Origin of the sequence: Hyphomonas sp. (assembly GCF_965284475.1) — a bacterium.
GTDB lineage: Bacteria > Pseudomonadota > Alphaproteobacteria > Caulobacterales > Hyphomonadaceae > Hyphomonas.
This window is the reverse complement of the sequence record NZ_OZ260087.1, coordinates 3,129,902-3,143,689: the sequence shown is the minus strand read 5'-3', so window position 1 is coordinate 3,143,689 and position 13,788 is coordinate 3,129,902. Positions and strand designations below refer to the sequence as shown.

The window sequence follows — 13,788 nt, the reverse complement described above, 5'->3', positions numbered from 1 at the left end:
GCTCTGCGCTCTCTTGAGGCGTTCCGTTAGAGGCCAAGCACCATCTTCGCCATGATATTGCGCTGAATCTCATTTGATCCGGCGTAAATCGAGGTTTTCCGATAGTTGAAGTAGCTTGGGGCGACAGGCACTGCGTATTGCGGCATGGGCAGGTCCGCGTTTGCACCTTGCCGGGCGATGGCCAGGCTATCCTGCACAAACGGCGTTCCGTAACCTCCCACAGCTTCAACGAGGAGTTCAGTTATTTCCTGCTGGGTCTCGGATCCCTGGCATTTCAGCATCGAGCTTTCCGGACCAACAGCCTGACCGGCTGACAGGGATGAGAATATCCTCTGCTCTGTTGCATCAAGACTGTCGATCTTCATCTCAAGTCCGGCCACTTTGCGCGCAAAATCGGCGTCCCGTATGAGTGCGTCACCATTCGCCTGCTCGACGCTCGCAATCTTTTTCGCTTTCTTCAGCATGTTGCGCAGTCCCGGTGCGTAGGAATTGCCTCTTTCAAACTGCAGAAGGTATTTGGCGTATGTCCAGCCTTCATTCTCCTTGCCGACCAGAGAGCCCTCAATGGGCACGCGTACGTTCTCGAAGAAAACCTGGTTGACTTCCTGTTGGCCCTCGACAGGCATGTCGAGCGTCGGCAATGCCGAAACCGAAATACCCGGCAACGTCATCGGGAAAATGATAAAGCTGATGCCTTCCTGCGGCTTGACGCCTTTCTTTGTCCTCACAAGGCAGAAAATCCAGTCGGCCCATTGGGCATGCGTCGTCCAGATCTTCGATCCGTTCAGGACATAATCGTCACCGTCACGTTCAGCACTCATCTGCAGCGATGCGAGATCGGAACCGGAACCTGGCTCGGAATATCCCTGACACCACCAGACTTCCGAGGCGAGAATTGGAGGCAGATGGCGCCTCTTCTGCTCGTCAGAACCGAAAGCCATAATGACCGGTGCAACCATGGAAAGCCCCATGGGACTGACGGTCGGCGTGCCGGCAGCCGACAATTCCATGTTCAGGATATATCGCTGAGAGGGAGACAATCCCGGGCCGCCATGCTCTTGCGGCCAGTTTGGCGCGACCCATCCCCTTTCATGCAGCTTTCGCTGCCAGGCGACCTGTCCTTCCTTGTCGAGGTATCCATTCTTCGACATGGCCATTTTCGCCCGAAGCTCTGGCGTGTAGGCGTCGGCTATCCAGCTGCGCACCTCTTGCTGGAAAGCGGTGTCTTCCGGCGTAAATGACAGGTCCATGGACGCGCTCCGGTTATTCTACGATATCGAAATACTGAACGACCGGCGCACCCGCCAGGCAACCACCCAGTTTCGGGCCTGCCGCCTTGAAGTACTCAGTCTGGCCATGGGCCTTGAGATCGTCCGAAGACGCATACTGCTCCATGAATATGTAGTCCGTCTCAGACCCCTTTTCCCTGTACAACTGGTACGTCAGGCAGCCTGGCTCGTTTGCTTTCACCTTGGCCATCAGGTCTTTGCCGACCTGCTCGAACTCCGCCTGTTTTCCATCCTGGATTTTCAGTTTGGCGATAACACCGATCATTGCTGCTCTCCCTTATTTACGCACGCGTTTTCAGTCACACTATGACCTTCCTGATTCTGGGCAAGGTTGACCCAAGGGAGAGATGCGTAAAAATTAATCGAGGCGCACCCTCGTGCCGGCGTGAACGCTGTTCGAGCGACGTAAGCGTAAGCGTCACCGCTCATTTGCCGACCATTTCGCGTATTAGGCGCAAAACGGAACAGGACTTGCTGTATGAGAGCCACATGGACTCGTGCTGCAGGAAAACATGGTAGATTCGGCCCCTCAATCCATTGAACAGACGATCGAAACCCTCGATTCCGCCTGGGTGATCGCCGTGATTCCGGCCCTGAATGAAGCGCCCCATATCGAACAATGCATTCGCTCACTGATGTCGGGCGACCCGTGGCTGCAACAGGTGCTCTTGATTGTAGCGGACGGCGGCAGCACCGACGGAACAGTGGAAATCGTCAGGCGCCTGATGCCGGAATTCTCGAATTTGCGCCTGATACACAATAAAAGGCGCCTCCAGGCGGCAGCGTTGAACCTGGCCGTTACCCAATATGCGGGTGATGATACCCGGTATATTGTGCGCTGCGACGCTCACTCCATTTTTCCCGAAGGATTCATCCGATCGGTTGCCAGCTCACTCGCCAGAACAGGCGCAGCATCGGTTGTTATTCCGATGGATGCGCTCGGCGAGACATGCTTTCAGAAGGCAAATGCGTGGATTGTCGATACGCCGCTGGGGTCCGGTGGCTCAGCCCATCGCGGCGGCAAGCTGTAGGGTTATGTCGACCATGGCCATCACGCCGGGTTCGATCTCTCCGTATTCCGGTCACTCGGCGGCTACGATGAGGGCTTTTCCCACAATGAAGACGCCGAGTATGATGAGCGCGTCACACAGGCGGGCGGTCGCATTTTCCTCGATGCGACCATCCGTAAAGTCTATTTCCCCCGGTCATCCGTCGCGGCGCTGGCACGACAATACTATAATTATGGCAAAGGACGCGCGCGTACGATACGCAAGCATGGCAAACGGCCGAAAGCGCGTCAGTTGCTGCCCGTTCTGGCCTTGCTCGGCTCGTTGGCAGGCCTTCTCGTTGCCCCCCTCCTCCCAATCGGCCTGTTGCTTCCGATCGGTTACCTCCTCATTCTTGCCTGTGCTTCCGTATTCATGTTCCTGAGCAAAAAGTCGCTGTGCGGGCTTCTGACCGGCATTGCCTCCGGGACCATGCACATGAGCTGGGCTGCAGGATTCATCAAACAATCCCTTTTGGGACAAAGATAAATTCCCTGCTCCGGAAATTGGTTTTTATTCTGAAAAGACTATAAGGAACCTACTTAGAAAGCCGCCATGTCTCGATTACCTCAACTTTTGCAAAGGTCCTTTCTCGATCAGTTCGGGCGCCTGACCCGTTCTGCGACGTCCCTGCGCGCGAGAATCAGGGACAAGGTCGGCCAAACAGCTGATGTCGCGCCTGAGGCTCAATCCACCGCATCGGCAAAAATTACACGGGTAACGTCAGCGCCGGAAGGCGAATGCATCTATGCCATCGGTGATATTCATGGCCGGTGCGACCTGCTGGAGCGCTTGATCGCAGAGATTGAACAGGATGCTGCCAGCCTGCCCGATGGCACGCACGTCACAATCGTCTTTCTCGGAGATTATATTGACCGGGGATTGCAGTCCCGCAACGTGATCGAATTCCTGCTGAGTGATCGGCTTCAGGCATTTGAAACGGTTTTCCTGATGGGCAATCACGAAGAGGCATTGCTCAAGTTTTTTGATGATGAATCGTTCGGCAGCCAATGGGTTCGCTTTGGCGGCGGAGAGACGCTTTATTCCTACGGCTTCCAACCACCGAACACCCGCGGCAGCCTGGGATCCCACGAGGCAATGGCTGCAGTCCGTTTGGCATGGAGCAAGCTCTGGAACGCATTCCGCGATCGCATGCCGCCGGAACATCTGGCGTTTTACCAGTCGCTCAAACCCTCCTATTGCGCAGGTGACTATCTGTTTGTTCACGCGGGCCTGAGACCGACAGTGGCCATGGAGAAGCAAAGCACGCGTGACATGCTTTGGATACGTGACGAATTTCTTGACGACACGCGGCAATTTCCGCATCTGATTGTCCATGGACACACACCTGCAGAGGGCGTCTACCGCGACAATCGCCGGATCGGCCTGGACACGGGCGCCTTCCTGAGCGGCAAACTCTCCGCCGTGAAACTCTTTGGTGAGGACGTGACTTTCCTGACCACTTGAGCGTGTCAGACCGAAACACCTGGCTTCAAACCGTAGCCGCATATTGGAGATTTCAGCTATGTCGCTTCTTCGCTCACTTTCACTCATGGCAACGGCCGCCATGCTTATGTTCGCCAGCGCCTGCCAGTCGACCGGGCCCGTCAGCAACCAAGTTATCGATTCGGCGCCCAGCGCGGTAGCGCAGACGAATACTGCCTATACTTTAGGCACGGGTGACAGGTTGCGCATCAATGTGTTCGGTCAACCCGAATTGTCGGGTGAGTTTCTCGTAGACGGTACCGGTGCCATTTCGCTGCCTCTCATCGGGCAGGTAGAGGCCGTCGGCATGAGTACGCAGGATCTGGAAACCAGGATCGCGACCAGTCTGTCGAACGGCTTTTTGCTCGACCCAAAAGTCAGCGCCGAAGTGATCAATTATCGTCCGTTTTATATCCTTGGCGAAGTTGGTCGACCTGGGGAATACCCATTCAACTCAGGGCTCACTGTCCTGAATGCTGTAGCAGCGGCTGGTGGTTTCACTTATCGCGCCAATAAGAAAGTGGTGTTCATCAAAAGTGCTGATGGCAATGAGGAAGCCGCAATACGGCTCGACACGAACACGATCGTGAATCCTGGCGATACACTTCGGATTGGCGAGCGCATCTTCTAACACCCGATAGAATCTATCTGGAACAGCTTTCAAAAATCTGCGCCCGCAATGACCATTCTGTCATTGCGGGCGTGTTTCATTTCGGACCAGCAATTTCATCATTAGATATCGAAACGGTATGGGAAACCGCGCCAAAAGCTGAAGATGAATGAATATTTACCCGATACTTCCCCTGTCAGGGGAAAATGCATACGGAGAGTTAATAAATCACAAAAATCGAGCTATAAGGATTGCATAGGTTGGGGCGAACGCAATAAGCGTGAATCTCAAAAGCGGTAAGAAAATTGCAAACGTGTCGAGTGGACGCGGCGTCGTATGCAAACCGCAAGTTGACTTCAGGGGACCAGAATGGGCTTGAGACTAAGTAAATCGTCGCGGCAGGCAGAAGCCACAGCTTACGCAGCGACCCGATTTCGCACCACCGTCGCAGACGATCGTGCGCTCTTCTTCAAGCGCCTGTTTGATATCCTTGTTGCAGGATCGGCCCTCCTCTTCGTCGCCCCCCTCATACTTGCCATTGCCATCGCCATCCGCCTTCAGGATGGCGGCAAGGCCATATATTCCCAACGCCGTTACGGACTGAACGGTGAGACTTTCAACTGTTTCAAACTCCGCTCAATGGTTCCCGATGCCCAACAGAAGCTTGAGCACCTTCTGGAGACCGATCCGGCCGTTCGACGCGAATGGGACGAGTCACAGAAGCTGACCCATGATCCGCGGATTACGGCCCTTGGCAGTTTCATCCGGAAAACGTCGATTGATGAATTGCCACAGCTTTACAACGTTCTGCGCGGTGACATGTCGCTGGTTGGACCTCGCCCGATCGTCGAGAGCGAAATCGCCCGATACGGCGATAGTTTCCGGCAGTACTGCGCTGTCCGGCCAGGCATCACTGGACTGTGGCAGGTTACAGGCCGCAGCGACACGTCCTATCCGCAACGCGTCGCGACCGATGTGGAATATGTTCGTAGCCGGTCTTTTTGGGGTGACGTCAAGATTGTCCTCTTGACCGTTCCAGCCGTCTTCAAATCACAGGGCGCGCGATAGGATCATCCCGTCGTGCCGGATCTACCGGTGCCAACAGGCATGAATCGAATGTCCGAGAATCGCTTCAGGAACATTGCCGCGACGTGCATTGTCCTCGCCGTCCTGATCGCGCTGGCCGTCGCGACATATATCTGGCTCCGCCCATCCACCAGTGTGCTCGTCGATCGCGGTGATGGCAGGTCATTCAACCTGTCGTTTGCCGACAGCTTTGACGCGCAAGACTGGTACATTTCGGATTTCACCTTCCCATCCACGTTTTACAGGACGGGCTGGGTCGCGGAAAACGTCCATTCCGGTGCTTCAAGTATTTCACTGGAAATCAATCGCACCCCCGTTGATCATCAGCCTTTTTCCGGCGCCGAAGTGCAAAAGACCGGCTTTTATGGATATGGACGCTATGAAGTCGTGATGCAGGCAGCCTCCGGATCCGGCCTGGTTTCATCCTTCTTCACACACACTGATGCAACGTTCGGCGACCCGCATGACGAAATCGATATCGAGTTTCTGGGCAATAACACACGCCGCCTGCAGGCGAACATTTTTGCGGAAGGCAAGACAAAGGGCTCGATCTACATCGATCTGCCGTTTGACGCTTCCGATGCCCCCCACCTCTACGCCTTCGACTGGCAGCCAGACTCGGTCAGCTGGTTTGTCGACGGAGAGCACGTCAAAACAGTGACGAGCGCCGAGAGGCCGATACCGCAAACACCCGGCCGCATCATCATGAATATCTGGACCGGTTCCAAAGACCAGTATGCATGGCACGGCCCGCCAGAGTTTGAAGACGGAACTCGCGCAAAATATTATTGTGTGAGTTTTCGGGCCTTGGGAGACAGGGGCACGCAGTGTTCCGACAGGAGCCTGCGCTGGCCTGTTATTGGCGGTTCCCTATAGTCGTGACGATGCGCCGCCTCATCCGAACAAGGCCATTATCCCGGAAATGATCCCGGCCCAAAGCAGGGCGCTCAATCCAACGATGATCACGAGCCTGGCCCATACGGGCCATTTGCTATTCGTCGCCCCGCCAAAGCCGGCCGCGTCGCCACGCATCTGCGAATCGAGTGAGTACTCGACCGATGTCCTTCGGGACGGGAGGGCTGGGGTGGGCGTCATTATCATCTGTTTTGACCATCCAACTTTAACGACAGCTTAAAGCCTCATCACTTGTTTCGGCGCTCACCCCAAACCTGACGGTCAAATCGGGCGAGAATGCGCCTGAAACGCGTTGGAACCGCGATGGGTTCCGACCTCTCCAAGGTTTAATGGTTTACCGGTCGCAGAAGGCCCTGCGATGCCGGGAGACAGGCGTCAGGCTGCTTTCTGGCGGTGGATGGGCACACGGCGTTCGAACTTGCGTGCGCTGGCCCCCAGAGTGGTCACAGCAGCAAAGTAGAACAGGTTCACCTGCGTATTGAACGTACTCCAGAGATAGGATTCCGTGTAGGTGGACATCAAGATGATCACGCTCGTTATCAACAGGGCGGAATGGTCCATTGTTGGCGCTTTCAGCCAGTTCAACACGGCGCGGTAAAAGCACCAGACCAGGAGCAGAATGAGCAGCGACAGGCCGATATATCCCAGGTGCACACGCACTTCCCAGAACGTATTGTGAAATGTCAGCTTCGTGCCGAATGGCTTGAAGTCATTCTCATTGATCGTCTGTGCGAGCCCGACATCATACTGCCAGAAGCCTTCCAGTCCGACACCGAAGACTGGATACTCCTGACTTACCAGTTCTGCTTGACGCCAGATCTCGGCACGGCCGGAGAACGTCGAGTCCCTGCCGATGAGTCTCAGGAAGTCCTGCATCATGGTATTCTCGGGCATATTGAGTATGACAATCGCAGCCACCAGCGCGATGATCGCTGAGACGATAAGCATTGATGAACGCAGGTGCCGGATACGGCTCACGCTGATCCAGAAATACTTCATACCCACCAGACCGGCGATGCCGACCACCGCAAACACGAGAGAAGTCGCGGAATCGGCGATGTACTGGAAGTAGAAGCAGACCGGCACGAACGGCAATGCCAACAGTCGAACCCATAGGAACTCCTTTTCGTTCAATACTGCCGCCAGGCTCAGCAGCATGGCGAAGAGCATCTGAATGGCGAAAAGGTTTTTGGACGCATACGGCCCGCCCATGTTGAATTTGCCCATGTCCGGAACTGAGTAGATTGTGGCTATCATGCCTGCAAACATGAGGCAGCGAAGCGCCTGGCGCGTATTCAGTCGCGCCGCGATCACCACAATCGTCAACGGCGTCAGGAGCATAAGGACGCCCGACCGCATCGCCTCAGACGGGTAGCCCGACCAGGTAAATGATATGAGTCCGAAAATGGGTAGCAGGAACAAGGGCCAGCATTTCAGAATTACGGGCACGACTGTTCGATAGTAAAGGCCGGTAATGCCGATAAAGAACGCGACGAGCGCGTAACGGATAGGCGTGGCGCCATCGAGCGGCAAATAGGTGACAAAGAACCAAAGCGTGACGAGCGCCTGTTCCCAGACAGGCGCCTTGCTGCCTGTGCTGTAGAGGTTGCCGAATTCCTGCGATTCGCTTTTGTTGGCCTGAATGGACTGCACCATGTTCATTTTGAACGCGCCTTAACCAGTGCGCGCTCCAATACCTCCGCGAAAAAACCGCTCGGTTCGACAAACACCTCGTCTGGCATCTCAAGTAACCTGCGCCGACAGGCTGCCAGCCTGCCCCGATCGTTCAGTATGGCATCAAATAGTTCAGGCAAGGTTTCATCAAGGGGTTCTTCGACGGATAGTCCGCAATCATGCCTGTTGATCCAGGCAGCTGTCTCCGTGCCTGCCGGCGCAATTGCAGGGGTGGCATAGTAACCGCCTTCATAAATCCGGTTGGGCAACAGCCAGGTGGAATTATAGCCCGCCTCCATGAAGTCCCCCGCCCACACGACGTCCAGTTTATCGTAAATGGCAGCCAGGTCTTCCGGTGAGCGGTATCGTCCGGCAAACGACATGTTCGCGCGGGCGTCAATTTCGGACTCGAAGACAGGGATTTCCGTGCGCGCAGGTTGGCCATGCAGCCTGATTTCAATCTCATCGGGATAGTAATCCGCCAGTTTGCACAGCAACGCGAATGACCTCCGGCATCGCAGGTTGCCTACCCAGCCGAGCCTGAGCCGAGTATCTGACCCTGACGAAGACTGGGCGGAATCGACCGTTCCGGGACGCGGTCCAAATTCGCTCGCGGCCGCCAAACGATTCTCGACCAGATAGGGCTCGTAGAGACCGGGATAGTGCTTTTCGAAATGATTGCGCAGGAAGCCGGGAGAACTCACGACAAGGCCAATCGTACGTCGCAGCAAACTGCGCTCAGCCGCACGGAAAAGCGTGCCAATCAAGTCCGTCCGCGTCAGCAGACGGTGTACATCAAGACTTTCGTAGATCACCGGCGTATCTAGTTTCACATATCGCTTTGTCAGAAATGCGCAGGCAAGCATGTCCAGATTGCGCGCATAAATGACATCAGCGGTCGCAAGCATGTTTCCGGAACGCGCGGCGACGCGTGCTCCCGAGAAAATACGCATGACCCGCTGCACGAACGCGCCGTCGCGCGTTTGCCCAAGGTCGATATTATCCCATTCCGGTGCCACACTGTCTTGTCGGCGCATCATGAATCCGATGATCGAAACACCGCCATCCTGCATGGCCCGAACACGTCGGCGCACCGCGGCATCGCCCGCATCATGGCCAAAAAATGCAACCTTGATCATTGCATTATCCTGCGCACGACCGAATCCAGTTCTGACGTCCCTTCGCCATGGCGAACCCGGAAGCCCGACAGGGATCTGACCTAGTGCGTCGAAGTTTCTGTCGATGAATCAGCACGCGGCGTCATTTTCTTGTTGCTCACCGATTGGGAAACAGAATTCGCATTTGATGCCATGAAGCTGTCCTTCGGCGCCCTGTTCCATCCAAAAAAGGACCGCTTGGGCTCCATCGAATAATACTTGCTGTATGCCTTGTAGGATGCGCCCAGATCCTTGTGGTGACGACGGCGGGTCAGGTCCACCATGTTGAGCGTCGTGCCGAGAAGATCAGCATTGAACGATTTCAGCAGGTGCAGTGACTGTCGCACGGCGGACCGCAGCGAACGACGCCACCGAATGACCAGGATGGTCTTGTCGGCCTTGCCGGCGACGACCCGGGCTTCAGCCATCAGCAGCAGCGGTCCGGTATCGATCAGGATAAGGTCATACATGGACCGCAGGCGGGCCAGAAGATCATCGAATGCTCGCGTACCGAAGACGTCGTGCGGAACATGGCCTGATTTCGAAAGTGGAAGGATGTCCAGCATGCTCCGGTGATCCTTGCATATCGCATCGGACAGCTGGCCGGCACCAAACAGATGTTCGATGAAGCCGATTTCCGGAGACAGTTCGGCTGCGTCGGTCAACTGGCGACGACGGAAGTCGCCATCGATCACAAGTGTTCGGGAACCTGACATTGCGGACATGCGTCCAAGGCTCAAAGTCAGGCTTGTCTTGCCTTCATCCGGCAGAGACGACGTCACAGCCACTGTTTTGGTCTCGCTGTCGATATCAGAGAACGCAATTGCGGCACGTAGATAGCGAATACTTTCAGCGAATGCGGAAAGCGGATTGTCCACAAGGAAGTCGGCCGGGTTTACCTGCGCGAAAGGCAACAGGCTTGTATTGCGGATCAGGGGAACGGACCCGATCGAATTCACGCCAAGCTTGCGCTCAATATCTTCGGCCGAACTGATCTTCATGTCGAATACTTCGGCAAGAAGCGCCAGACCACCGCCGATGATTCCTCCCAGCAGGCAGCCGATCATCAGGTTCAGGAATTTCCGCGGTGAACTGGGGGAGCCGGGCACGGACGCTGTTGAAAGAATGTTTGCATCGGCCTGGATCAGGTCGTCCTGCTCGCGTGTTTCCTTCGAACGGCTAATGAACTCTTCATAGAGAACGCGGCTCGTCTCGGCATCGCGCTCGAGTTCGCGCAAACGCACAAGATTGATATTGTTGCCCCGCAATTGAGCGGTCGACTGGCTGATATTGGAATTGATACTGTTGATCTGATCCTGGGCAACCTTCAGTTCGCTCTCGAGATTTGACGCAATCCGGTTTATTTCGGCCGTAATCTGGCTTTCGATATCTGCCGCCTCATTGCGTGCCCCAATGAGTTCAGGGTGCGCTGGTCCGAGCGTCGTTTCCAGCTCAGCCACGCGCCGCAAAATCTGTGCACGCTGGGCCTTGAGACCTGAAACAACTGGAGAATCCAGCACTTCGGCGATCGCATCGATACCAGCACCGCTATCGATCTGGCGCTTCATGCTCTGATACCGGGCACGCGCTCGGTTGAGCTGCGCTTCCAGAACGCTTTTCTGGTTTGTGTTGTAAGCAATCTGCTGCTCGGTGAGCGTTGCGCCCTGGGCCGATAACAGTCCAGTCTCTGCGCGGAACTCCTCGACGCGTTGCTCTTTCGCTTCGACTTCATCGCGCAAACCAGCCACCCGCTCGGAGAGCCATGCTGTCGCGCGCCGGGTCGCTTCGAGTTTGGAGTCCAGCTGCTGCACGCGGTACTGATCTGCAACCGCATCGGCGACCCGCGCAGCCGTTTCGGGAGACCGGCTCGTCACTTCGACATTTATCAGATAGGTCGTCCCTACCCGGCTGATATGCACCTTGCGCATCAAGGTCTGGACAACCGATTCTAGAATGGCGGCTTCGCGTTCCTCCGGGCTGAGACTTGCGTAGGGCGCCTGTTCCTTCTTGACATGGCCCGTCCATGAACGCACCTGCGCCTTGGCCTGATCCAGCAAGCTCGGTTTGCGTTCGACGAGGGTCCAGTTGAACTCAGGATCTTCCTCGAGCTTGAGTTTGGTTGCGACCTTGGTGAGTAGCGACTTTGAGCCCATCACCCGGACTTCAGTGTCAATGACCGCCGTACTTGCTGCTAGTCCGCCGAGCACGCTGCCCAGATCAATGACATTTTCCCTGTTCGTATCGAGCTGCAAAATTGCATTTGCTTTATAGATCGGCGTCTGCGTGAAGGTCACGTACGCGACCAGCATGAATGTCAGGAGAAAGCCGGTCACGATGATCCAGAAGCGGCGGTAGACCGTGCCTACCAGCGCCTTGAAATCAATCGGCATGTCATCGCGCGCATCGCCACCCTGCGATACGCTTTGCGAAGGAATCTCCAGACTGTAAGTCTTGGTCAAAGTACTACACCATTTCATTGTTGCCTTAGCCCGAGGGTCGGGCTGAGGACGTATCGGGGGTATTAGGGATAAAGTTTCAGACCAACGCCAATCTGGTTGACGTCATAAGACGGGTCGCCAAAGACACCGACACCGCTTGAATCACGGCCTATGTGCCGGGCGAAGGCTTCAAGGTGAACACGCTTGTTCACCTTGTAGGCCGCTGTCAGCGACAGGTCGTTAACATCGTCCGACCGGTCGATTTCCTGGTATTCATAGCTCGAAACGTTGGCCGCCGCACTCAGGATGACATTGCGGCGCAACTCGTGGTCAACGCGAGCGCCAAAAGTGGTTTGAAGTGCGCTGGGCGAGTCGATGACACCAATGTCGACAACACGGCGACCGGCGGTAAAGCCAAACGTCGTCAGACGGGTCGGGAACCATTGCACACGGCCATCCACCGACAATCCACTGACGTCCTCGAAGTAGTCGTCATCCTTTTCTTCGTTCAGGTAGCCGACCGCGATATCACCCCGGACAAGCGCATTCAGTTCAAAGTCGACACCGGCGGTCAATGTGTAACCACTGGAATCGCGGGACCTGAAATCGCCGCCCAGAAACTGGGCCTGGTCGTAGGATCGGTCGATCGCCGCTGCTTGCGTGTAGACGGCAAGATTTGGAGATACGGCATAAGACAGGCGTGAACGGAGCACTGTCTCGCTATTGTCGCGATAGTCCTGATCGATCGGGATTCCGGATCCTATCTGACGCCCATCGTCATAGTCTTCTTCCGCCACCTGGACGAAATTGGTCCAGCGGAACCGGTCACTCTGGTAGTTTGCGTACATCGACGCCCCAACACGCGTAAACTCGATCGGGCGATCGAGGCCGACCGAATTGGCAAGATCCGTACGGGACTCTGTCCGATCCTCTGCAAACACCGCGGCACCGATCGACACATCCCGTGTGACGTCCAAACGACCGCGCACGCGCGCGAGAAGATTATTTGACGACTCATCACCACTGTCTATGTACTCATTACGGAAGGCAGAGACCTCGGCCCCAACTTCGTGCACGCTCCAGTTCGTGCGCGCGGCAACCTCCACGCCCAGTCGGGCGATCGTGTCGGATTCCTTGTCCGTGCTACTGGCCCGAACGTTATCGATATAGACGACTGACGCATCGGCATTGGCGTTGACAATGAACGCGCCAAGTCGAATTGGTTCCGGATCGTAGGCGGGCTGACGACGATCCAGCACGGCCTCGTATTTCTCGCGGCTGTAATAATTCTGGCTCTGGGCTGTGGCGGTTGCAGCCATCACACCACTTGCAGCAACGCTGAGCAGGCAAAGACGCTTGAAGTTCGACATGAATGCAATTCCCTTGATGACTTAAGATGTTGTGCCGGTCCTGATCAACCTGATGCGCGTTGCAAGCTTGAGACCATGTTTAAGGTTAATCCGAGATCGTCGCGCCCCTGCTGCTGACCGAGGCGCCTGTGCACTGCAATCTGCGCCCAGCCCGGTGAATTCCAGTATTTCCTATGCCGGAAACGGATGAAAATGCACTGAATGCGATAGCTGAAATTGCTCGTATCGACGCTTTCGCCACACGCCGGAGGGCGGTTTGGGGCATTGGGCGGCATTCGGCACAACTGTGCCCGGTACGCATCAGGAGAGACCCTGATTGCTGTTCATGCTGCTCTGTCATCCCCCACCCACATTCTATGCGTGCCCCTGTTTCGCGTGCGGCTGGGTTAACCTGCCGCAACGCTTGACGCATTCTTGCGCTTCTACATGACTGTTTCGGGACTGAAATCACCTGAAAAAAGCCTGAAACGGCCATGCTTTGACTAATGGTTAACGCTACACGCTTCATTGTTTACTGTCACCCTGCGAGACGACAGAAATCGGGCGTCTCGCGTTACCCGTTCGCAGGCAATCCCTGTAATCCTTGCTGAAGGCCCTGTGGCTTGTTTCAAACGATTCTCGGCGTACAGGCAGCTGTCTGGTGCAGAGATTGCACATATGCCAACACAAGGCTCACCTGACCGATGACCGTGACCAGCCAGCTTAGCGACGAGACCCC

Annotated in this window: 12 protein-coding genes; 5 read left to right on the top strand and 7 right to left on the bottom strand. The window is 55.8% G+C overall.

Annotated elements, in window-relative coordinates; translation table 11 throughout:
- Positions 1 to 26: 26 nt before the first annotated feature.
- Both ACQ66M_RS15205 and ACQ66M_RS15200 read right to left on the bottom strand, forming a co-directional pair.
- Entirely contained in the window at positions 27 to 1,250 is a 1,224-nt protein-coding gene (locus ACQ66M_RS15205; RefSeq protein ID WP_350171885.1) for an acyl-CoA dehydrogenase family protein, read from the bottom strand.
- 13 nt (positions 1,251 to 1,263) lie between these two features.
- Positions 1,264 to 1,554, bottom strand: a complete 291-nt coding sequence (locus ACQ66M_RS15200; RefSeq protein ID WP_350171883.1) for a putative quinol monooxygenase — start codon at positions 1,552 to 1,554, stop codon at positions 1,264 to 1,266.
- 247 nt (positions 1,555 to 1,801) lie between these two features.
- On the opposite strand from ACQ66M_RS15200, the gene ACQ66M_RS15195 reads away from it, so the two are divergent.
- The 5 genes from ACQ66M_RS15195 to ACQ66M_RS15175 all read left to right on the top strand — a co-directional run bounded on the left by ACQ66M_RS15195 (position 1,802) and on the right by ACQ66M_RS15175 (position 6,392).
- Complete coding sequence (locus tag ACQ66M_RS15195; RefSeq protein WP_430404875.1) at positions 1,802 to 2,320, top strand: glycosyltransferase; 519 nt, start codon at positions 1,802 to 1,804, stop codon at positions 2,318 to 2,320.
- Positions 2,321 to 2,890: 570 nt separating this feature from the next.
- The gene (locus ACQ66M_RS15190) at positions 2,891 to 3,802 is read left to right on the top strand and encodes a metallophosphoesterase family protein (RefSeq protein ID WP_430404873.1); all 912 of its coding nucleotides are present in this window, start codon (positions 2,891 to 2,893) and stop codon (positions 3,800 to 3,802) included.
- A 58-nt stretch (positions 3,803 to 3,860) separates the two neighbouring features.
- Positions 3,861 to 4,451, top strand: a complete 591-nt coding sequence (locus ACQ66M_RS15185) for a polysaccharide biosynthesis/export family protein (protein ID WP_350171878.1) — start codon at positions 3,861 to 3,863, stop codon at positions 4,449 to 4,451.
- A gap of 348 nt (positions 4,452 to 4,799) precedes the next feature.
- Positions 4,800 to 5,498 carry a sugar transferase gene (locus ACQ66M_RS15180; protein WP_350171876.1) on the top strand — a complete coding sequence of 233 codons (699 nt, stop codon included), beginning with the start codon at positions 4,800 to 4,802 and terminating at the stop codon, positions 5,496 to 5,498.
- A gap of 48 nt (positions 5,499 to 5,546) precedes the next feature.
- Positions 5,547 to 6,392, top strand: coding sequence for a family 16 glycosylhydrolase (locus tag ACQ66M_RS15175; protein WP_350171874.1), 846 nt, complete (start codon positions 5,547 to 5,549; stop codon positions 6,390 to 6,392).
- Positions 6,393 to 6,410: 18 nt separating this feature from the next.
- On the opposite strand, the gene ACQ66M_RS15170 is transcribed toward ACQ66M_RS15175, so the two are convergent.
- The 5 genes from ACQ66M_RS15170 to ACQ66M_RS15150 form a co-directional block, all read right to left on the bottom strand.
- A complete protein-coding gene (locus ACQ66M_RS15170; RefSeq protein WP_430404871.1) occupies positions 6,411 to 6,611 on the bottom strand; it encodes a hypothetical protein in 201 nt (66 codons plus the stop codon).
- 195 nt (positions 6,612 to 6,806) lie between these two features.
- A complete protein-coding gene (locus tag ACQ66M_RS15165; RefSeq protein WP_350171872.1) occupies positions 6,807 to 8,093 on the bottom strand; it encodes an O-antigen ligase family protein in 1,287 nt (428 codons plus the stop codon).
- Complete coding sequence (locus ACQ66M_RS15160) at positions 8,090 to 9,244, bottom strand: glycosyltransferase (RefSeq protein ID WP_430404869.1); 1,155 nt, start codon at positions 9,242 to 9,244, stop codon at positions 8,090 to 8,092. The genes ACQ66M_RS15165 and ACQ66M_RS15160 overlap by 4 nt, the downstream gene beginning before the upstream one ends.
- 80 nt (positions 9,245 to 9,324) lie before the next feature.
- On the bottom strand, positions 9,325 to 11,721 hold the full coding sequence (locus ACQ66M_RS15155; protein WP_350171868.1) for a GumC family protein: 2,397 nt from the start codon (positions 11,719 to 11,721) through the stop codon (positions 9,325 to 9,327).
- Positions 11,722 to 11,783: 62 nt separating this feature from the next.
- Entirely contained in the window at positions 11,784 to 13,070 is a 1,287-nt protein-coding gene (locus tag ACQ66M_RS15150; RefSeq protein WP_350171866.1) for an outer membrane beta-barrel protein, read from the bottom strand.
- Between the last annotated feature and the right edge of the window lie 718 nt (positions 13,071 to 13,788).